The following is a 19,123-nucleotide window of genomic DNA, read 5'->3' as shown; positions in this document are numbered from 1 at the left end:
GGTCAGCGGCATCCCCGCGCGGAGTATCCGGTAAGCAACCGATAACGTGTTTCACATGAGCGAGCAGCAGGTCGAGGCACTGGCCCCCGAAGAGCACCATGAGGGCGGGTTTCGGCCGATCCAAACCCTGGGCCGTGACGCCAGCCGGGGTGGGCCGCACTACGGGGAGTTCATCGAGCAGGTGCGCGGGCTGATGGACCGGGTTCGGCTGGCCTCCCCGACCGACGAGGTCGCCCTCGAGGCCATCGCCACGCTGAAGGAACTCAACGCCAAGCTCGACTCCGCGGTCGGCGACGAGTGGGACGCGCCCGCCTGGCACCGCAACGACCTGCCCGCGCGCGGCAATATCACCCTGCCGCCGTTCCTGATCGACGACGCGAGCGCCGACGGCGTGCACGCGCGCATCACCTTCCGCACCTTCCACCTGGGCGGCAATGCGGCGGCGCACGGCGGCCACATCGCGCTGGGCTTCGACGATCTGCTCGGCATGACCGTGGCGTTGAACACGCGCGCGGTCACCCGCACCGCCTTCCTGCACGTCGACTACCGGTCCATCACGCCGCTGAACACCGAGCTGAGGGTGCACGGCTGGGTGGAGCGGCAGGAGGGCCGCAAGGTCTTCGTGCGCGCCACCCTGCACGACGGCGACCGGCTGTGTGCCGAGGCGCACGGCCTGTTCCTGCTCCTCAAGCCGGGCCAGCAGTAGCCGCTCCGGTAAGTTCGAAGGCGTGACCGGCCGCATCGCCATCGATGACACCGCCCCCGCGATCCCCGGCGGCCGGCCGTCGAAGGCCGTGGTGGGCGAGGTGGTCCCGGTCCGGACCGTGGTCTGGCGCGAGGGACACGAGGTCGTGGCCGCGACCCTCGCGGTGCGGGGCCCGGGTTCGGCACGCACGCAACGCATTCGCATGAGCCCGGAATACGAGCCGGACGTGTTCAACGCGGTGTTCACCCCGAGCACGCCCGGCCGCTGGACCTTCCGCATCGAGGGCTGGAGCGATCCCATCGCCACCTGGCGCTCCGGCGTCGAGGCCAAGCTGGCCGTCGGGCAGAGCGCCGTCGACCTGGCCAACGACCTGGAGCTCGGGGCGCGCCTGCTCGACAAGGCCGCGCTCGCGGTGCCCAAGCAGCAGTGGCAGATCCTGCGCGCCGCGGCCGCCGCCCTGCGCAGCGACGCCCAGCTGCCCGCGCGCGTGGCGCCCGCCTTCGGCGCCGAGGTCGGCGAGATCCTGCGGGCAACCCCGTTGCGGGAGTTGGTGACCCACGGGCCGCTGCACACCGTGCAGGTGGACCGGCAGCGGGCGCTGTACGGCTCCTGGTACGAGTTCTTCCCGCGCTCCACCGGCGGCTGGGACGCCACGGGCAAGCCGGTGCACGGCACCTTCGCCACCGCCGCCAAGGATCTGCCGCGCATCGCGGCCATGGGGTTCGACGTGGTGTACCTACCGCCGATCCACCCGATCGGGAAGGTGAACCGCAAGGGGCCCAACAACTCCCTGACCGCGGGCCCCGAGGATGTGGGCTCACCGTGGGCCATCGGCTCCGACGAGGGCGGCCACGACGCCATCCACCCGCGGCTGGGCACCGAGGCCGACTTCGCCGACTTCGTCACGGCCGCCCGGGAACTGGGCCTGGAGGTGGCGCTCGACCTGGCGTTGCAGTGCGCACCCGACCACCCCTGGGTGACCGCGCACCCGGAGTGGTTCATCACCCTGCCCGACGGCACCATCGCCTACGCGGAGAACCCGCCCAAGAAGTACCAGGACATCTACCCGCTCAACTTCGACGACGACCCCGACGGGCTCTACGCCGAGGTGCTGCGCGTGGTCCGGCACTGGATCGGCCTGGGCGTCACCATCTTCCGGGTCGACAATCCGCACACCAAGCCCGCCGACTTCTGGGAGTGGCTGATCGCCGCGGTGCACAAGAAGCACCCGGAGATCATCTTCCTGTCCGAGGCGTTCACCCGCCCGGCCCGCATGTACGGGCTCGCCCGCCGCGGATTCAGCCAGTCCTACACGTATTTCACCTGGCGCACCCACAAGCACGAACTCGAGGAGTTCGGGCGGGAGCTCGCCGCCAAGGCCGACGAGGCGCGCGCCAACCTGTTCGTGAACACCCCCGACATCCTGCACGAGAGCCTGCAGCACGGCGGGCCCGGCATGTTCGCGATCCGGGCCGTGCTGGCCGCCACGCTCGGCGCGACCTGGGGCGTGTACTCCGGCTTCGAACTGTACGAGCACCAGGCGGTGCGCCCCGGCAGCGAGGAATACCTCGATTCGGAGAAATACCAGCTGCGCCCACGGCATTTCGCCGCGGCGGCCGCGCGCGGGGAATCCCTGGAACCGTGGCTGACCCGGCTCAACGAGATCCGGCGCGCGCACCCGGCGCTGCGGCAGGTGCGCTGCATCCACTTCCACCCCGTGGACAACGACGCGATCCTGGCGTTCTCGAAGATGGATCCGACCACCGGTGACGCGGTGCTCGTCGTGGTGAACCTGAACCCGTTCGGCACCGAACACGGCATGGTGTCGCTGGACCTGCCGGCCATCGGCCGTGAATGGCACGACCGGCCGGTGGTGACCGACGAGATCACCGGCGAGGAATACCACTGGGGCCAGAGCAATTACGTGCGCCTGGACCCGCATCGCGCGGCCGCCCACATCCTCACCCTGCCGCCGGTCCCCGCCGCCGCGCGCACCGAACTCGCCTATCGCAGATCGTTCCGATGAACCGGCGTGACCTCCTGCTGCTGGCGGCGGGCACGCATCCCGATCCGCACACCGTGCTGGGGGCCCACCCGCATCCGGACGGCACCGTCATCCGGGTGCTGCGCCCGCACGCGGACGCGGTCGCGGCCCGCGTCGGCGAGATGGATCATCCACTGACACACCGGGATCAGGGGGTGTTCGAGGTCGTCCTGCCGTTCCCGGAGCTGTGGGACTACCGGATCGTCGCCGCCTACCCGGGCGGGCGCACCGTGGTCGAGGCCGACGGCTACCGCTTCCTGCCCACCCTCGGCGATATCGACCTGCACCTGCTCGGGGAGGGCCGCCACGAGCGGCTGTGGGAGGTGCTCGGCGCGCATCCCCGGACCTACCCCTCCTTCGACGGTGAGGTGACGGGCACCGCGTTCGCGGTATGGGCGCCCAATGCGCGCGGCGTCTCCGTGATCGGGGACTTCGACGGCTGGAGCGGAAACACCGCGCCCATGCGCAGACTCGGCGATTCGGGCGTGTGGGAACTGTTCCTGCCCGGCATCGGGCCGGGGGCGCTCTACAAGTACCGGGTGCACGGGGCGGACGGGCGCGTGGTCGACCACGCCGACCCCATGGCCCTCGCCACCGAGGTGCCGCCCGCCACCGCCTCGGTGATCACCGAGAGCGAATTCACCTGGGGCGACGGGGAATGGCTGCGGGAACGCGCCCGCACCGACCCGCTGCGCGCGCCGATCAGCGTCTACGAGGTGCACCTCGGTTCCTGGCGGCCCGGTCTCGACTATCGCGAGCTCGCCGGGCAGCTCGCCGAATACGTTCTCGCCCAAGGCTTCACCCACGTGGAACTGCTGCCCGTGGCCGAGCACCCCTTCGGCGGCTCGTGGGGCTACCAGGTCACCTCCTACTTCGCGCCGACCGCCCGCTTCGGCTCCCCCGACGACTTCCGCTTCCTCGTGGATCACCTGCACCGCAAGGGCATCGGCGTGCTGCTGGACTGGGTGCCCGCGCACTTCCCGCGCGACGAATGGGCGCTGGCCCGCTTCGACGGCACCGCCCTCTACGAGCACGCCGACCCGCGCCGCGGCGAGCAACTCGACTGGGGCACCTACGTTTTCAATTTCGGCCGCCACGAGGTCCGCAACTTCCTGGTCGCCAACGCGCTGTACTGGATCGAGGAATTCCACCTCGACGGCCTGCGCGTGGACGCCGTCGCCTCCATGCTCTACCTGGACTATTCGCGCCCGGACTGGGAACCGAACATCCACGGCGGCCGCGAGAACCTGGAGGCCGTCGCCTTCCTCCAGGAAATGAACGCCACCGTGCACAAGCATCATCCGGGCGTGCTGACCATCGCCGAGGAATCCACCACCTGGCCCGGCGTCACCCGCCCCACCGAGGTCGGCGGCCTCGGCTTCACCATGAAATGGAACATGGGCTGGATGCACGACACCCTCGGCTACCTGGCCCGCGATCCCGTGCACCGCAGCTGGCACCACAACGAGGTGACTTTCTCACTCACCTACGCCTGGAGCGAGAACTATCTGCTGCCGATCAGCCACGACGAGGTCGTCTACGGCAAGGGCACGCTGTGGACCCGCATGCCCGGCGACGACTACGCCAAGGCGGGCGGGGTGCGGGCGCTGCTCGCCTACCTGTGGGCGCACCCGGGCAAGCAGCTGCTGTTCATGGGCCAGGACTTCGGTCAGCTCCGGGAATGGGACCACGACCGCGGACTGGACTGGCACGAGCTGGAGAACCCGCTGCACCGCGGCATCCAGGCCTTGGTCGGCGACCTCAACCGGCTCTACGTCGGGAATCCGGCGCTGTGGAGTCAGGACACCTCGCCGGGCGGGTACGCGTGGATCGACGCCGACGACCGCGACAACAATGTGCTGTCGTTCCTGCGGTACGGCACCGACGGGTCGATCCTCGCCTGCGTGTACAACTTCTCCGGGCGGCAGCTCAGTGGCTACCGCATCGGATTGCCGGAGTGCGAACAGGATTCGTGGTACGAGGTGCTCAATACCGACGCGGTCGCCTACGGCGGCAGCGGCGCGGGCACCGGCGGCCCGATCCCGGCCGAACAGCAGCCGTGGCACGGCCGCCCGGTCTCGGCCGCCCTCACCCTGCCCCCGCACAGCGCGATCTGGCTCTCGACCACGCCACCGGCCGCACGCGACTGACAGGTCCCTATTCCGGCCAGCCCGGCGAGCGTCCCAGCACCGCCAGAATCCGATCCAGCCTGGACGCCGGGGCACCGGGCACTTCCGGCGCGAACGACGCGCCCGGCCGCTCCCGCTCCGCGCCCCGCGGGACGGCCTCGGCCACCGGCAACGCCGCGCTCAGCAGGTCGTCGTCGAAGTCCACGGTCCGGCCGAGCGCCCGCGCGACATCCCAGGCGTGCACGACGTAGTCGATGAAGTGGAAGCTCACCGCCAGCGTCCCCGGGATGATGATGCCGTCGCGGACCTCCGGCAGTGGGAACTGCCGGCCGAGGACGCCCGGCTCGGCGAAGGTGGCCAGCACGTGCTCGGCCGCCGCGCGGTATTCGCCGAGCGGGTCCGCGCTCAGCGGCTGCGGCTTCCACAGCCCGATATCACCCTCACCGCGCGCCGCCGCCGCGAACCCGTAGTGCTGAACGATCATGTGCTCCAGCAGATCTCGCAGCGTCCAGCCCTCGCACGGGGTGGGCGCGTCCAAGTCGCCCGAGGTCACCCCCGCCACCACGTCGATGCTCGTCCGCACCGCGCGGGCGTCCAGCGCGAGCAGCTCCGTTCCCGAGGCCGGCAATTCTTCATATGTGCTTATCATACGCACTAGCTTACTAATTTCGAACGATCATGACCAGGAACAATCCGGCGAATTCCACACCAACGGGTCCGCTTCGGGCGCACCCTGGACGGACAGCCGGATCAAGCCCGGGAGGGCCTCGTGGACGAGCGCACCAAGATCACACTGGACGAATCCGAGATCCCGCGGCGTTGGTACAACGTCATCCCGGACCTGCCCGAACCCCCGCCGCCCCCGCTGCACCCCGGCACCGGGCAGCCTGTCGGCCCCGAGGACCTGGCCCCGCTGTTCCCCATGGAACTGATCCGGCAGGAAGTGAGCGGCGACCGCTACCTCGACATCCCGGACGAGGTCATCGACGTGTACCGGCTCTGGCGGCCGACACCGCTGTTCCGGGCGCGCCGACTCGAGAAGGCGCTCGGCACCCCGGCGCGCATCTATTACAAGTACGAGGGCGTCTCCCCCGCGGGCTCACACAAGCCGAACACCGCTGTGCCGCAAGCCTTCTACAACGCCGCCGAAGGCACCCGCCGCCTGACCACCGAGACCGGCGCGGGCCAGTGGGGCAGCGCGCTGTCCTTCGCCTGCGCGCAGTACGGCATCGACTGCGAGGTGTGGATGGTCCGCGCCTCCTACGACCAGAAGCCGCACCGGCGCACCCTCATGCAGACCTGGGGCGCCACCGTGCACGCCAGCCCCTCCCCGATCACCGCGGCGGGCGCGAAAATCCTTGCCGACCACCCGGATTCGCCCGGCAGCCTGGGCATCGCCATCAGCGAGGCGGTCGAGGTGGCCGCGGCCGACCCGTTCACCCGCTACGCGCTGGGCAGCGTGCTCAACCACGTGCTCATGCATCAGACCGTCATCGGCGAGGAGGCGCTGAAGCAGTTCGCCGCGGCGGGCGAACGCGCCCCCGACGTGATCATCGGCTGCACCGGCGGCGGCTCCAACTTCGCGGGCCTGTTCCTGCCGTTCCTGCGCGAAAAGCTCGCGGGCCGAGGGAATCCCGTCATCCGCGCCGTCGAACCGGCCGCCTGCCCGTCGTTCACCCGCGGCATCTACGCCTACGACTTCGGCGACACCGCGGGCTTCACGCCGCTGATGAAGATGCACACCCTGGGCCACGACTTCATCCCCGATCCGGTGCACGCGGGCGGTCTGCGCTACCACGGCATGTCGCCGCTGCTCTCGCACATGTACGAGCTCGGGCTGTTCGAGGCGGTGTCCAAGCAGCAGCGCGAATGCTTCGCCGCGGCGGTCACTTTCGCCAAGACCGAGGGCATCCTGCCCGCCCCCGAACCCTCGCACGCGCTCGCGGCGGTCATCGAGGAAGCCAACCGCTGCACCGCGTCCGGAGAGGAGAAGGTCCTGCTCACCGCGCTGTGCGGGCACGGCCACTTCGACATGACCGCCTACGAACGCTTTCTGGCGGGCGACATCCCCGATTTCGAGCTGCCCCAGCCTCGCATCGATGCCGCCCTCGCCTCGCTACCGAAGGTCTGAGACCCCTGCGTGCGGGGTCCGAGACCCGTCAGTACAGCGCGGCTGCCAGCTTGCGGCGGGCGGCGACGACCAGCGGCTCGGCCGGGTCGAAGAGCTCGAACAGCTCCAGCAGATGGGTGCGGACCCGGGTGCGGTCGTCGCCGGCGGTGCGCTTGACCTGGGCGATCAGCCGATCGAATGCGGCGTCGGGCTGCTGATTGAACATCTCGAGGTCGGCGGCGGCGATAGCGGCGTCCAGGTCCGCCGGGTCGGCGTCGGCCTTGGCCACCGCGGCCGGGTCGAGATCCTGCACACGGGAGATGAACTGGACCTGCCGCAGCGCGGCCTTGGCCTCGGCATTGTTCGGCTCGGCGGTCAGGATGTCCTGGTAGGCGGCGATGGCGTTGTCGAATTCGCCACGCTCCAAAGCCTCTTCGGCCGCCACGAAACGGGGATCCTCGGGAATCTCCGGCTCGGCGGCGTCACCCTCGCCGACACCGGGGAGCTTGCCGCGCACGGCGTCCACCACGGCGGCCAGCCACTGCGTCACCTGCTCCTCGGGCTGATTGCCGGTGAAGTCGGCGAGCGGCTGGCCCGCGGCCACGGCGACCACGGTCGGAATGCCCTGCACGCCGAAGGCCTGCGCGATGCGCATATTGGCCTCGGCCTCGACGGTTGCCAGATCCCAGTCGCCGCCGCTGCGGCCGACCAGCTGCTCGAGCAGCTTCACCAGCTCGATGCTGCCCGGGCTGCGCTGCGAGTACAGCGCCACCACCACCGGGACCTGGGTGGAGCGCCGCAGCACTCGATCCTCGAAATTGGCCTCGGTGACGGCGTGGTCACCCGGGACCTCCCCCGCGGGGGCGGCCGGCTGCTTGAGAGCGGACAGGTCCACAGCGCCCGACATGGCGGCGGCTGCGGCGGCGGAAGGACGGCGTGCGGGTCGAGTCACGCCATCCAGTTTGTCACGAAGCGGCGGCGGCGGGCGCCGGGGCTCCGCTCAGTTCACCCAGCTGACCCGTCTTGATCGCCCACCGCTCGAAGAGCACGGAGGTGAACGGCACCACCGAGGACGCCAGCGCGAGAAGCGTGGTCTTGCCCGGCCATTCGAACTCACGCGAGGCCAGCAGGCAGTTGATCGCGTACGCCAGGAACACGACGCCGTGCAGCATGCCGAACACCATCACCGGCCACTTGATCGGCTGATCGGCGATGCCCAGCGCGTCGGCGCGCTTCAGGGCCGAGCCGATGAACAGCAGCACCCAGGACGGCACCTCGAGCAGGCCGAAGAAACGCACACGCTTCGCGACCGTGGACAGGTCGAACAGATCACCCATGCCCCCCATTCTGCCTGACCGGCTACGACGCCCCGTAGTGGAGCTGGTCACACGAACGAGCAGGCCCCGGCTCGTTTCGGAGCCGGGGCCTGGTTCGGGCTACGGGATCGCGCTTACCGCACGCGGATGATCAGGGCGTCGCCCTGGCCGCCACCGCCGCACAGGGCGGCCGCGCCGACGCCGCCACCGCGGCGCTTCAGCTCGTTGGCCAGGTGCAGCACGATGCGGGCGCCGGACATGCCCAGCGGGTGGCCGATGGAGATGGCGCCGCCGTTGACGTTCACCTTCTCCGGGTCGATGCCCAGCGTGCGGGTGGACGCGATGCCGACCGCGGCGAAGGCCTCGTTGATCTCGACCAGGTCCAGGTCGGCGGGCGAAATGCCTTCCTTGGCACAGGCTTTCGCGATGGCGTTGGCGGGCTGGTCCTGCAGGGTGGAGTCCGGACCGGCGACGACGCCGGCCGCGCCGATCTCGGCGATCCAGCTCAGACCCAGCGCCTCGGCCTTGGCCTTCGACATGACGATCACGGCGGCCGCGCCGTCGGAGATCTGGGAGGCCGAGCCGGCGGTGATGGTGCCGTCCTTGCGGAAGGCCGGACGCAGCTTGCCCAGCGACTCCGCGGTGGTGTCGGCGCGGATGCCCTCGTCCTCGGCGAACACGATCGGGTCGCCCTTGCGCTGCGGGATGGAGACCGGCGCGACCTCGTCGGCGAACAGGCCGTTCTTCCAGGCCGCGGCCGCCTTCTGGTGCGAGGCGGCGGCGAAGGCGTCCTGCTCCTCGCGGCTGATCTTGTCGGTGTCGTTGCGCTGCTCGGTGAGGGCGCCCATGGCCTGGTTGGTGAAGATGTCGTACAGGCCGTCGTAGGCCATGCTGTCGCGCAGGTTCACGTCGCCGTACTTGAAGCCCTCACGGCTCTTCTCGAGCAGGTGCGGGGCATTGGTCATGGACTCCTGGCCGCCGGCCACCACGATCTCGTACTCACCGGCGCGAATCAGCTGATCCGCCAGGGCGATTGCGTTGATGCCGGACAGACACACCTTGTTGACGGTCAGCGCCGGGACGTCCATCGGGATCCCCGCGGCGACCGCGGCCTGCCGGGCCGGGATCTGGCCCGCGCCGGCGGTGAGCACCTGGCCCATGATCACGTAGTCGACCTGCTCGGGCGCGACCCCGCCCTTCTCCAGCGCCGCCTTGATGGCGATGCCGCCCAGGTCGGAGCCACTGAAATCCTTCAGCGACCCGAGCAGGCGACCCACCGGGGTACGCGCACCGGACACGATCACGGAGGTAGTCGTCACGTGGGGCCTCACTTACTGTGTGTCGTCACGGCTCCGCCAACCATCGGAGCCGTACTCCACGGTAACTCCAGGCACTTCGGCGGGGGTATGCGGGTGCGCGCTACCGTCAGTCCTGTGAGCACTACCGAGAACACCGCATTCATCCCGTCGGAATACGTCGTGGCCGTCGATCACGTGGGAATCGCCGTGCCGGACCTGGATTCCGCGGTCGCCTGGTACCGCGACAATCTGGGCATGGTGGAGACCCACCGCGAGATCAACGAGTCGCAGGGCGTCCACGAGGCCATGCTGTCGGTCCCCGGCACGCCCGAGGGCTCGGTCGCTCTCCAGTTGCTGGCTCCGCTCAACGAGGAGTCCACCATCGCCAAGTTCATCGACCGAAACGGTCCTGGCCTGCAGCAGCTCGCCTACCGCGTGACCGATGTCGAGGCGGTTTCCGAGCAACTTCGTGAACGGGGCTTGCGTTTGCTGTACGCAGAGCCGCGTGGTGGAACCGCTGGTTCCCGCATCAATTTCATCCACCCCAAGGATGCTGGCGGTGTGCTGGTCGAACTCGTCGAACCGGCCGCGAAAACTACTCACTAGTACCGTGTTCCGCCCTCCTAAAGAGGGCGTAACAACATTCGCGGTCGGGTCACCATCCGCGACGGTCAGGCTGTAGTTTGTGGGGCATGTCGTCCACTGAGCCCGATCGCAATCGCTTCGTCGCGCTGCCCTTTACCGTTGTGCGGAAGGGTTATGACCGTGACGAGGTGCGTAACTACTTCGACCGTTTCGATGCCGAGCTAAGGGTCACCGCCACCGACCGCGATGCCGCCGCCGCCCAGGCCCGCAACCTGGCCGCCCAGCTCGAGGATGCCCGGGACGAGATCGACGAGCTCCGTAAGGAAGTCGACCGGCTGTCCGTGCCGCCGACGACCGCCGAAGGCATGTCCGATCGCATCTCCCGCATGCTGCGCCTGGCCTCCGACGAGGCCTCCGAGGTCCGCGCCCAGGCTCAGGCCGAGGCCGCCGAGATGATCTCGATCGCCGAGCAGCAGGCCACCGAGATGCGTGGGAAGTACGAATCGCTCCTCTCCGAGACCAAGGAGAAGCGCGAAGCTCTCGAAATCGAATTCGAGCAGACTCTCGCCAACGCCCGCTCCGAGTCCGCCAAGATCGTCGAGGCGGCCAACGCCGAGGCCGATCGCCTCACCAAGGAGTCCGACGCCAAGCGCAAGGCGACGCAGCAGGACTTCGAGGTCACCATGGCGGAGCGGCGCACCAAGCTGACCCGCGCCATGGAGGAGCTCGAGGCCACCTCCCGCGCCGAGGCCGCCCAGCGCATCAAGGACGCCACCGACGAGGCCAACCGCCTCATCACCTCGGCGACCAACACCGCCGATCGGAAGATCGCGCACGCCAAGGAACTCGCCGAGGAAATGCGTGTCCTCCGCGGCCGCGTCCTGGCCCAGCTGCTCGGCATCCGCGGCCAGCTCGACTCGGTCCCGGCCATGCTCGCCGCCGTCAACCGCGAAAGCGAACTCCTCGACGGCGCACCGGAACAGCGCTCCCTCGGCAAGAACAACCGCAAGGCCATCTCCGAGGCGCACGACGACGAGGACCTCGTCGACGACCGCGAGAACGCCGACATCTCCGGCTAATTCCACCACCCCGGGCGACAACCCGTTCCGTACGAAGGCCGCCTCCCTACCGGGAGGCGGCCTTCCTTATGCGCACCCAGGGTTTATCAGGAACCACTGGTCAGATTGCAGACGAGGCTGTCGATAGCAGTCGAGGACTGCACGCTCCCGGCGCCGATGTGGCAGGCCAGTTCCGTGACATCGACATCCTGCGACAGTGTGCTGAGGACCGAACCGTCCGGGTTGAACTGCGTCGCGACGATATGGTGCATGCCCAGAGTCGTCGGCCGATAAGCGATTTCGGCGAAGGAGCGGTATCCGGTGCCGAAATCGTCTCCCGGACTCCTTGTGAAAACATTGGAACGTCAGATCGGGAGCCTAGCTAGGCGGGAGAGGGTGCAGCCGGGAACGGTCTCCCCCAATTTCTGGGGCGTCAGGACTCGGGGGGGTGGTCAGGACCAGCGGCGGGTGATGGTGCGGGTGTTGCGGCCCTTCCAGCAGCCGGTGTGCCAGTGGCGGCGGTCGTCCTCGCCGCCGTACTCGGCCCAGGCGACTATGTGCGGGGTGCCGGGCGGGATCACCTGATCGCAGCCGGGGCAGCGGTAGGGCTTGGTGGCACGGGTGCCGGGAACCGTTCGGACGATGAAGGATTCGTCGGTGCCGGGGCCGTGCTCGGTGCGGCCGAAGACGTCGCCGAGGGGGCGCGAATCCTGGTGGGATCGCGCCGAATCCTTGGGGCGGGGCTTGCGCCGGGGCATGGGCCTAGAAGAGCCGGAATTCGCTGGAGTCGGTGCCACGCAGGGCGTCGTAATCCAGGGTGAGGCAACGGATACCGCGGTCGGCGGCAAGGGTTTTCGCCTGCGGCTTGATCTGCTGGGCGGCGAAGACGCCGGCCACGGGAGCCAGCAGGGGGTCGCGATTGAGGAGCTCGAGGTAGCGGGTGAGCTGTTCCACGCCGTCGATCTCACCGCGGCGCTTGATCTCCACGGCCACGGTGGAGCCGTCGGCGTCCCGGCACAGGATGTCCACCGGGCCGATCGCGGTCATGTATTCGCGGCGGATCAAGGTGTACCCGGGGCCGAGGGTTTCGATGTGCTCGGCCAGCAGCTCCTGCAGGTGCGCCTCGACGCCGTCCTTCACCAGACCTGGGTCCACGCCGAGCTCATGCTTGGAATCCAGCTCGATGTCCTCGACCGTGATCCGGAGTTCCTCGCCGGCCTTGTTGGACACCACCCACAGTTGGCTTGTCTCGGAATCGGTTTCCCGCTCCTCCAGCCAGCACGGCGGGCTCATCCAATTGAGCGGCTTGTAGGAACCACCGTCGGAATGGACCAGCACCGAACCGTCGGCTTTCATCATCAGCAGACGACGAGCCATGGGCAGATGGGCGGTCAGACGGCCAACGTAATCGACCTGGCAACGAGCAATCACAAGGCGCACCGGTCGAGTCTAGTGACCGGGCTTCAGCCCAGCAGCATCAGGCAGGCGAAAATCGAGCCACCCGCCAACATCACGTACTCGGGAACATTCAAGGGCCGCACCACGCCGCCCTGCCGGCGAATCGTCAGCCGCCCGATACCCAGCCCCAGGCACAGCGCCAGGAAATGCCCCACATTGGTGAAGGTGTGCCACAGCACCACCCCGCCCAGCGCGAACGACAGCCAGGTGCCCGCCCAGACCCACCGCCGATGCGGTGGCAGCACGGCCACCAGGGCGCCCACCACGGTCATCGAGCCATAGCTGACGCCCACGTCCTGGACCATGGTGATGCTGCCGGGGATCAGCTGCGACTGCACAGCCACCCACAGGCCCAGCGCGACCAGCACGGTCGCGCCGATATGGCCGACGAAGAAAGTGTGCACAAGCTTCACAGCCCCGAACCTGCGCTCAGCCAACGCGAGCAGGCAGGCCAGCATGGGGACGATCAGGAAGGCCGTGGCCGCGCCCTCACCGACCAGGAACGCGCTGGAGAACAACGTGCCGAAACGGCCGTTGGTGAGATTGTGCAGGTTGGTGCTGGCGTGCAGCAGGATTCGCGACTCGCGAGGAGCGCTCACCATGGTCAGGGCGACAGCCACCGCCATCAGCACACCCACGTAGCTGTAGGTGGCGGGGAGCCAGAGGGCCGACCACCGGAAGCGGCGGACGGTGACGGGCCGCTGAGGCGCGGGCGCGAGGACCATACTGTCGATCATTGTCTTTCTCATCCAGCCGGGACTGGCTTTCGGCTGGGAACTCTCTGTGGGTATGTCCCCGGGATACCCGGGGAACATCAGAATACGCCAAAGGCCCCCAGCAGATTGCTGGGGGCCTTCGCGAATGATGTTCCGGCGGTGTCCTACTCTCCCACACCCTGTCGAGTGCAGTACCATCGGCGCAGGTGGCCTTAGCTTCCGGGTTCGGAATGGGACCGGGCGTTTCCCCACCGCTATAGCCGCCGTAACTCTATGAAACTATCCACGCGGTGCGACAAGGACTTTCGTCCTCCGCAACACATGTCGTGTGTTGTTTCAGATACTGCACAGTGGACGCGTAGCTTCTTTGTTGGTAAGTCCTCGGCCTATTAGTACCAGTCACCTACATCTGTTACCAGACTTCCAGTTCTGGCCTATCAACCCAATGGTCTGTTGGGGGCCTTACCCCCTCGAGGGGGTGAGAAACCTCATCTTGGAACAGGCTTCCCGCTTAGATGCTTTCAGCGGTTATCCCTTCCGAACGTGGCCAACCAGCCGTGCTCCTGGCGGAACAACTGGCACACCAGAGGTTCGTCCGTCCCGGTCCTCTCGTACTAGGGACAGCCTTCCTCAAGTTTCTAACGCGCGCGGCGGATAGAGACCGAACTGTCTCACGACGTTCTAAACCCAGCTCGCGTGCCGCTTTAATGGGCGAACAGCCCAACCCTTGGGACCTACTCCAGCCCCAGGATGCGACGAGCCGACATCGAGGTGCCAAACCATCCCGTCGATATGGACTCTTGGGGAAGATCAGCCTGTTATCCCCGGGGTACCTTTTATCCGTTGAGCGACACCGCTTCCACTTGCCGGTGCCGGATCACTAGTCCCGACTTTCGTCCCTGCTCGACCTGTCGGTCTCACAGTCAAGCTCCCTTGTGCACTTGCACTCAACACCTGATTGCCAACCAGGCTGAGGGAACCTTTGGGCGCCTCCGTTACATTTTGGGAGGCAACCGCCCCAGTTAAACTACCCACCAGGCACTGTCCCTGAACCCGATCAGGGTCCGAGGTTAGAGGTCCAATACGATCAGAGTGGTATTTCAACGATGACTCCACGAACACTGGCGTGCCCGCTTCACAGTCTCCCACCTATCCTACACAAACCGTACCGAACACCAATACCAAGCTATAGTGAAGGTCCCGGGGTCTTTTCGTCCTGCCGCGCGTAACGAGCATCTTTACTCGTACTGCAATTTCGCCGAGTCTGTGGTTGAGACAGCTGAGAAGTCGTTACGCCATTCGTGCAGGTCGGAACTTACCCGACAAGGAATTTCGCTACCTTAGGATGGTTATAGTTACCACCGCCGTTTACCGGGGCTTAAATTCTCAGCTTCGCTCCGAAGAGCTAACCGGTCCTCTTAACCTTCCGGCACCGGGCAGGCGTCAGTCCGTATACATCGTCTTACGACTTCGCACGGACCTGTGTTTTTAGTAAACAGTCGCTTCTCACTGGTCTCTGCGACCCCACCCAGCTCCAGGAGTAAATCCTTTCACCAGGCGTGGTCCCCCTTCTCCCGAAGTTACGGGGGCATTTTGCCGAGTTCCTTAACCACAGTTATCTCGATCGCCTTAGTATTCTCTACCTGACCACCTGTGTCGGTTTGGGGTACGGGCCGTGTACCAACTCACTAGAGGCTTTTCTCGGCAGCATAGGATCACTGAATTCGCCTCAATCGGCTACGCATCACGTCTCAGCCTCATGGGATACGGATTTGCCTATACCCCGGCCTACACGCTTACACCAGGTATTCCATCACCTGGCCCAGCTACCTTCCTGCGTCACCCCATCGCTTACCTACTACAGCCAGGGTCATGCGCAGCCGCGTTCCCTCTCGCCCGAAGGCTCGATAAGACCGCATTTGGGCACTTAGCACAACTGATTCGATATTTGGCGCGGATACACGGGTACGGGAATATCAACCCGTTGTCCATCGACTACGCCTGTCGGCCTCGCCTTAGGTCCCGACTCACCCTGGGCGGATTAACCTGGCCCAGGAACCCTTGGTCATTCGGCGGACGAGTTTCTCACTCGTCTTTCGCTACTCATGCCTGCATTCTCACTCGCATGGCCTCCACGGCTGGATCACTCCGCCGCTTCCCTGGCCATACGACGCTCCCCTACCCATCCAGACTCCTGGCCCGAAGGCGGGATAATGTCTGAATGCCGCGGCTTCGGCGGTGTACTTGAGCCCCGCTACATTGTCGGCGCAGAATCACTTGACCAGTGAGCTATTACGCACTCTTTCAAGGGTGGCTGCTTCTAAGCCAACCTCCTGGTTGTCTTCGCGACTCCACATCCTTTTCCACTTAGTACACGCTTAGGGGCCTTAGCCGGCGATCTGGGCTGTTTCCCTCTCGACTATGAAGCTTATCCCCCACAGTCTCACTGCCGCGCTCTCACTCACCGGCATTCGGAGTTTGGCTGACTTCGGTAAGCTTGTGGGCCCCCTAGGCCATCCAGTAGCTCTACCTCCGGTGAGAAACACGCGACGCTGCACCTAAATGCATTTCGGGGAGAACCAGCTATCACGGAGTTTGATTGGCCTTTCACCCCTACCCACAGCTCATCCCCTCAGTTTTCAACCTAAGTGGGTTCGGGCCTCCACGACGTCTTACCGTCGCTTCACCCTGGCCATGGGTAGATCACTCCGCTTCGGGTCCATAGTGTGCGACTCAGGGCGCCCTATTCGGACTCGCTTTCGCTACGGCTCCCCCACACGGGTTAACCTTGCCACACACCGATGACTCGCAGGCTCATTCTTCAAAAGGCACGCCATCACCTATTACAGCTCTGACGGATTGTAAGCGCACGGTTTCAGGTACTATTTCACTCCCCTCCCGGGGTACTTTTCACCTTTCCCTCACGGTACTAGTCCGCTATCGGTCACCAGGTAGTATTCAGGCTTATCGGGTGGTCCCGACAGATTCACAGCAGATTTCACGGGCCCGCTGCTACTCGGGTGCCCACCACATGAGCCAAGATGTTTTCGTCTACCGGACTCTCACCGTCTACGGTTGGCCATCCCAGACCAATTCGACTAACAACTTGGTTTCTTACTCATGCCCAATTCGGCAGAATTGGGAAGATGGGTCCCACAACCCCGGCTATGCAACGACTGCCGTCTATCACATCCACACGGTTTAGCCTCTTCCGCTTTCGCTCGCCACTACTCACGGAATCACTGTTGTTTTCTCTTCCTGTGGGTACTGAGATGTTTCACTTCCCCACGTTCCCTCCACACGCCCTATATATTCAGGCGCGGGTAACACGACATCACTCGTGCTGGGTTTCCCCATTCGGAAATCCTCGGATCTCAGCTCGTTTGACAGCTCCCCGAGGCTTATCGCAGCCTACTACGTCCTTCATCGGCTCCTGGTGCCAAGGCATCCACCGTACGCTCTTACACACTTACTAACAAAGATGCTCGCGTCCACTGTGCAGTTCTCAAACAACACACAAGTCCGAATCCGTGTTTCAGCACCAGCCCGAGCAAGCTCGGCGGTATGACTGAGGATTCAGTCTCGTCGTTTTTGATTCCTAGAAAGAATCGCTTTCGCGTGTTCTTTCAGGACCCAATAGTGTGTCGGTATATTCACCGCGCTCGAAGACATGGCTTCGAGCTAGGTGCGATGAAGGTTGTCAGTGTTCCACCCATGAGCGTCCGCGGTCCTTCAGATGAGGACTCAAACGGTCTCTGCCACAACCACTTTCACCTGTGTGAAGCGTCGTGGAGAAGTGCTCCTTAGAAAGGAGGTGATCCAGCCGCACCTTCCGGTACGGCTACCTTGTTACGACTTCGTCCCAATCGCCAATCCCACCTTCGACAGCTCCCTCCACAAGGGTTAGGCCACTGGCTTCGGGTGTTACCGACTTTCATGACGTGACGGGCGGTGTGTACAAGGCCCGGGAACGTATTCACCGCAGCGTTGCTGATCTGCGATTACTAGCGACTCCAACTTCACGGGGTCGAGTTGCAGACCCCGATCCGAACTGAGACCGGCTTTAAGGGATTCGCTCCACCTCGCGGTATCGCAGCCCTCTGTACCGGCCATTGTAGCATGTGTGAAGCCCTGGACATAAGGGGCATGATGACTTGACGTCGTCCCCACCTTCCTCCGAGTTGACCCCGGCAGTCTCTCACGAGTCCCCGCCATTACGCGCTGGCAACATAAGATAAGGGTTGCGCTCGTTGCGGGACTTAACCCAACATCTCACGACACGAGCTGACGACAGCCATGCACCACCTGTACACCGACCACAAGGGGGGCCATATCTCTATGGCTTTCCGGTGTATGTCAAACCCAGGTAAGGTTCTTCGCGTTGCATCGAATTAATCCACATGCTCCGCCGCTTGTGCGGGCCCCCGTCAATTCCTTTGAGTTTTAGCCTTGCGGCCGTACTCCCCAGGCGGGGTACTTAATGCGTTAGCTACGGCACGGATCCCGTGGAAGGAAACCCACACCTAGTACCCACCGTTTACGGCGTGGACTACCAGGGTATCTAATCCTGTTCGCTACCCACGCTTTCGCTTCTCAGCGTCAGTTACTTCCCAGAGACCCGCCTTCGCCACCGGTGTTCCTCCTGATATCTGCGCATTTCACCGCTACACCAGGAATTCCAGTCTCCCCTGAAGTACTCTAGTCTGCCCGTATCGACTGCAAGCTTGCAGTTGAGCTGCAAGTTTTCACAATCGACGTGACAGACCGCCTACAAGCTCTTTACGCCCAGTAATTCCGGACAACGCTCGCACCCTACGTATTACCGCGGCTGCTGGCACGTAGTTGGCCGGTGCTTCTTCTACAGGTACCGTCACTTGCGCTTCGTCCCTGTCAAAAGAGGTTTACAACCCGAAGGCCGTCATCCCTCACGCGGCGTCGCTGCATCAGGCTTTCGCCCATTGTGCAATATTCCCCACTGCTGCCTCCCGTAGGAGTCTGGGCCGTGTCTCAGTCCCAGTGTGGCCGGTCACCCTCTCAGGTCGGCTACCCGTCGTCGCCTTGGTGGGCCGTTACCCCACCAACAAGCTGATAGGCCGCGGGCCCATCTCGCACCAGTAAACCTTTCCAACAGCCCCCATGCAGAGGCTGCTCATATCCGGTATTAGACCCAGTTTCCCAGGCTTATCCCAGAGTGCGAGGCAGATCACCCACGTGTTACTCACCCGTTCGCCGCTCGTGTACCCCGAAGGGCCTTACCGCTCGACTTGCATGTGTTAAGCACGCCGCTAGCGTTCGTCCTGAGCCAGGATCAAACTCTCCGTTGAAGACTCTAGATGCACCCGAAGGCGAATCAGAAGTATCTCGAACCAGAGTCCGAAAACCTAGCAATCGTCGGCTGGAAAATTAGCCGACTTAAATGTCCAACCACCCTCACGGGGGTGAGAATGATTGGAACCAAATATAATATTTGGCACTGACATTCATCGACACACTATTGAGTTCTCAAAGAACACACGCACACACCAACATTCACCGGAGTAGATCCGGATGGTCGGTGAGGCTGCTTGTGAAGCTTAGCTCAGCCCTCGCAGCAGAACCAAATCCGCTGATCTTGCTGAACCAATGTGATCATCAGGCGCTCCTCGTACTACCTCGTTTCCCTAGCCTCTGGGGCCTGGGTCGGTGTCCGTGTCGCTCTGACCT

General features: G+C 65.1%; 14 protein-coding genes and 3 rRNA genes. 6 read left to right on the top strand and 11 right to left on the bottom strand.

Annotated features, from left to right (window positions below; genetic code table 11):
- Nucleotides 1–55: 55 nt before the first annotated feature.
- From ACQP06_RS06275 to glgB, 3 genes are read left to right on the top strand one after another with little or no spacing between them, the layout of a single operon-like run.
- Complete coding sequence (locus ACQP06_RS06275) at nucleotides 56–706, top strand: PaaI family thioesterase (RefSeq protein WP_433671114.1); 651 nt, start codon at nucleotides 56–58, stop codon at nucleotides 704–706.
- Between the two features lie 22 nt (nucleotides 707–728).
- The gene (locus tag ACQP06_RS06270) at nucleotides 729–2,732 is read left to right on the top strand and encodes a maltotransferase domain-containing protein (RefSeq protein WP_433671112.1); all 2,004 of its coding nucleotides are present in this window, start codon (nucleotides 729–731) and stop codon (nucleotides 2,730–2,732) included.
- Nucleotides 2,729–4,900: a 1,4-alpha-glucan branching protein GlgB gene (gene glgB / locus ACQP06_RS06265; RefSeq protein WP_433671111.1), complete on the top strand. Its 2,172-nt coding sequence runs from the start codon at nucleotides 2,729–2,731 to the stop codon at nucleotides 4,898–4,900. Before ACQP06_RS06270 ends, glgB begins: the two co-directional genes overlap by 4 nt.
- Nucleotides 4,901–4,907: 7 nt before the next feature.
- On the opposite strand, the gene ACQP06_RS06260 is transcribed toward glgB, so the two are convergent.
- Entirely contained in the window at nucleotides 4,908–5,528 is a 621-nt protein-coding gene (locus tag ACQP06_RS06260) for a TIGR03086 family metal-binding protein (protein WP_433671109.1), read from the bottom strand.
- 120 nt (nucleotides 5,529–5,648) lie between these two features.
- On the opposite strand from ACQP06_RS06260, the gene ACQP06_RS06255 reads away from it, so the two are divergent.
- Entirely contained in the window at nucleotides 5,649–7,010 is a 1,362-nt protein-coding gene (locus ACQP06_RS06255; protein WP_433671107.1) for a TrpB-like pyridoxal phosphate-dependent enzyme, read from the top strand.
- Nucleotides 7,011–7,038: 28 nt separating this feature from the next.
- On the opposite strand, the gene ACQP06_RS06250 is transcribed toward ACQP06_RS06255, so the two are convergent.
- The 3 genes from ACQP06_RS06250 to ACQP06_RS06240 all read right to left on the bottom strand — a co-directional run bounded on the left by ACQP06_RS06250 (nucleotide 7,039) and on the right by ACQP06_RS06240 (nucleotide 9,624).
- Nucleotides 7,039–7,896, bottom strand: coding sequence for a tetratricopeptide repeat protein (locus tag ACQP06_RS06250; protein ID WP_433673250.1), 858 nt, complete (start codon nucleotides 7,894–7,896; stop codon nucleotides 7,039–7,041).
- Nucleotides 7,897–7,954: 58 nt separating this feature from the next.
- Nucleotides 7,955–8,326 (bottom strand): DUF3817 domain-containing protein, encoded by a 372-nt coding sequence (locus ACQP06_RS06245; protein ID WP_357098615.1) that lies wholly within the window; start codon nucleotides 8,324–8,326, stop codon nucleotides 7,955–7,957.
- Nucleotides 8,327–8,439: 113 nt separating this feature from the next.
- Nucleotides 8,440–9,624, bottom strand: coding sequence for an acetyl-CoA C-acetyltransferase (locus tag ACQP06_RS06240; RefSeq protein WP_433671105.1), 1,185 nt, complete (start codon nucleotides 9,622–9,624; stop codon nucleotides 8,440–8,442).
- 114 nt (nucleotides 9,625–9,738) lie between these two features.
- Between ACQP06_RS06240 and mce the strand changes: the two genes are divergently transcribed.
- Both mce and ACQP06_RS06230 read left to right on the top strand, forming a co-directional pair.
- Nucleotides 9,739–10,209 carry a methylmalonyl-CoA epimerase gene (gene mce, locus ACQP06_RS06235; protein ID WP_433671103.1) on the top strand — a complete coding sequence of 157 codons (471 nt, stop codon included), beginning with the start codon at nucleotides 9,739–9,741 and terminating at the stop codon, nucleotides 10,207–10,209.
- A gap of 86 nt (nucleotides 10,210–10,295) precedes the next feature.
- Nucleotides 10,296–11,267 carry a hypothetical protein gene (locus ACQP06_RS06230; RefSeq protein WP_433671101.1) on the top strand — a complete coding sequence of 324 codons (972 nt, stop codon included), beginning with the start codon at nucleotides 10,296–10,298 and terminating at the stop codon, nucleotides 11,265–11,267.
- An 86-nt stretch (nucleotides 11,268–11,353) separates the two neighbouring features.
- Here the strand turns inward: ACQP06_RS06230 and ACQP06_RS06225 are convergent, their stop codons facing one another.
- The 7 genes from ACQP06_RS06225 to ACQP06_RS06195 all read right to left on the bottom strand — a co-directional run bounded on the left by ACQP06_RS06225 (nucleotide 11,354) and on the right by ACQP06_RS06195 (nucleotide 18,744).
- Nucleotides 11,354–11,518, bottom strand: coding sequence for a hypothetical protein (locus ACQP06_RS06225; protein ID WP_433671100.1), 165 nt, complete (start codon nucleotides 11,516–11,518; stop codon nucleotides 11,354–11,356).
- A gap of 180 nt (nucleotides 11,519–11,698) precedes the next feature.
- Nucleotides 11,699–12,004 (bottom strand): ATP/GTP-binding protein, encoded by a 306-nt coding sequence (locus tag ACQP06_RS06220; protein ID WP_357098604.1) that lies wholly within the window; start codon nucleotides 12,002–12,004, stop codon nucleotides 11,699–11,701.
- A gap of 4 nt (nucleotides 12,005–12,008) precedes the next feature.
- A complete protein-coding gene (gene nucS, locus ACQP06_RS06215) occupies nucleotides 12,009–12,686 on the bottom strand; it encodes an endonuclease NucS (RefSeq protein WP_357098601.1) in 678 nt (225 codons plus the stop codon).
- Between the two features lie 23 nt (nucleotides 12,687–12,709).
- Nucleotides 12,710–13,441, bottom strand: coding sequence for a rhomboid-like protein (locus ACQP06_RS06210; protein ID WP_433671098.1), 732 nt, complete (start codon nucleotides 13,439–13,441; stop codon nucleotides 12,710–12,712).
- Nucleotides 13,442–13,571: 130 nt separating this feature from the next.
- A 5S ribosomal RNA gene (gene rrf / locus ACQP06_RS06205) occupies nucleotides 13,572–13,688 on the bottom strand.
- A gap of 101 nt (nucleotides 13,689–13,789) precedes the next feature.
- Nucleotides 13,790–16,895, bottom strand: a 23S ribosomal RNA gene (locus ACQP06_RS06200).
- 332 nt (nucleotides 16,896–17,227) lie between these two features.
- Nucleotides 17,228–18,744: ribosomal RNA gene (locus ACQP06_RS06195) — 16S ribosomal RNA — on the bottom strand.
- The 16S, 23S and 5S rRNA genes sit together here, the layout of an rRNA operon.
- Nucleotides 18,745–19,123: the final 379 nt, after the last annotated feature.

Origin of the sequence: Nocardia sp. CA-136227 (assembly GCF_050955695.1) — a bacterium.
GTDB lineage: Bacteria > Actinomycetota > Actinomycetes > Mycobacteriales > Mycobacteriaceae > Nocardia.
The sequence above is the reverse complement of the archived record's forward strand: the minus strand, read 5'-3'. Positions and strand labels throughout refer to the sequence as shown.

What these genes read in the sequence shown, in the direction of transcription:
- ACQP06_RS06275 (WP_433671114.1), top strand. Translation starts at nt 56, where the DNA reads ATGAGCGAGCAGCAGGTCGAGGCACTGGCCCCCGAAGAGCACCATGAG.
- ACQP06_RS06230 (WP_433671101.1), top strand. Translation starts at nt 10,296, where the DNA reads ATGTCGTCCACTGAGCCCGATCGCAATCGCTTCGTCGCGCTGCCCTTT.
- ACQP06_RS06260 (WP_433671109.1), bottom strand. Translation starts at nt 5,528, where the DNA reads ATGATAAGCACATATGAAGAATTGCCGGCCTCGGGAACGGAGCTGCTC.
- glgB (WP_433671111.1), top strand. Translation starts at nt 2,729, where the DNA reads ATGAACCGGCGTGACCTCCTGCTGCTGGCGGCGGGCACGCATCCCGAT.
- ACQP06_RS06225 (WP_433671100.1), bottom strand. Translation starts at nt 11,518, where the DNA reads ATGCACCATATCGTCGCGACGCAGTTCAACCCGGACGGTTCGGTCCTC.
- ACQP06_RS06220 (WP_357098604.1), bottom strand. Translation starts at nt 12,004, where the DNA reads ATGCCCCGGCGCAAGCCCCGCCCCAAGGATTCGGCGCGATCCCACCAG.
- ACQP06_RS06250 (WP_433673250.1), bottom strand. Translation starts at nt 7,896, where the DNA reads ATGTCGGGCGCTGTGGACCTGTCCGCTCTCAAGCAGCCGGCCGCCCCC.
- ACQP06_RS06245 (WP_357098615.1), bottom strand. Translation starts at nt 8,326, where the DNA reads ATGGGTGATCTGTTCGACCTGTCCACGGTCGCGAAGCGTGTGCGTTTC.
- ACQP06_RS06210 (WP_433671098.1), bottom strand. Translation starts at nt 13,441, where the DNA reads ATGATCGACAGTATGGTCCTCGCGCCCGCGCCTCAGCGGCCCGTCACC.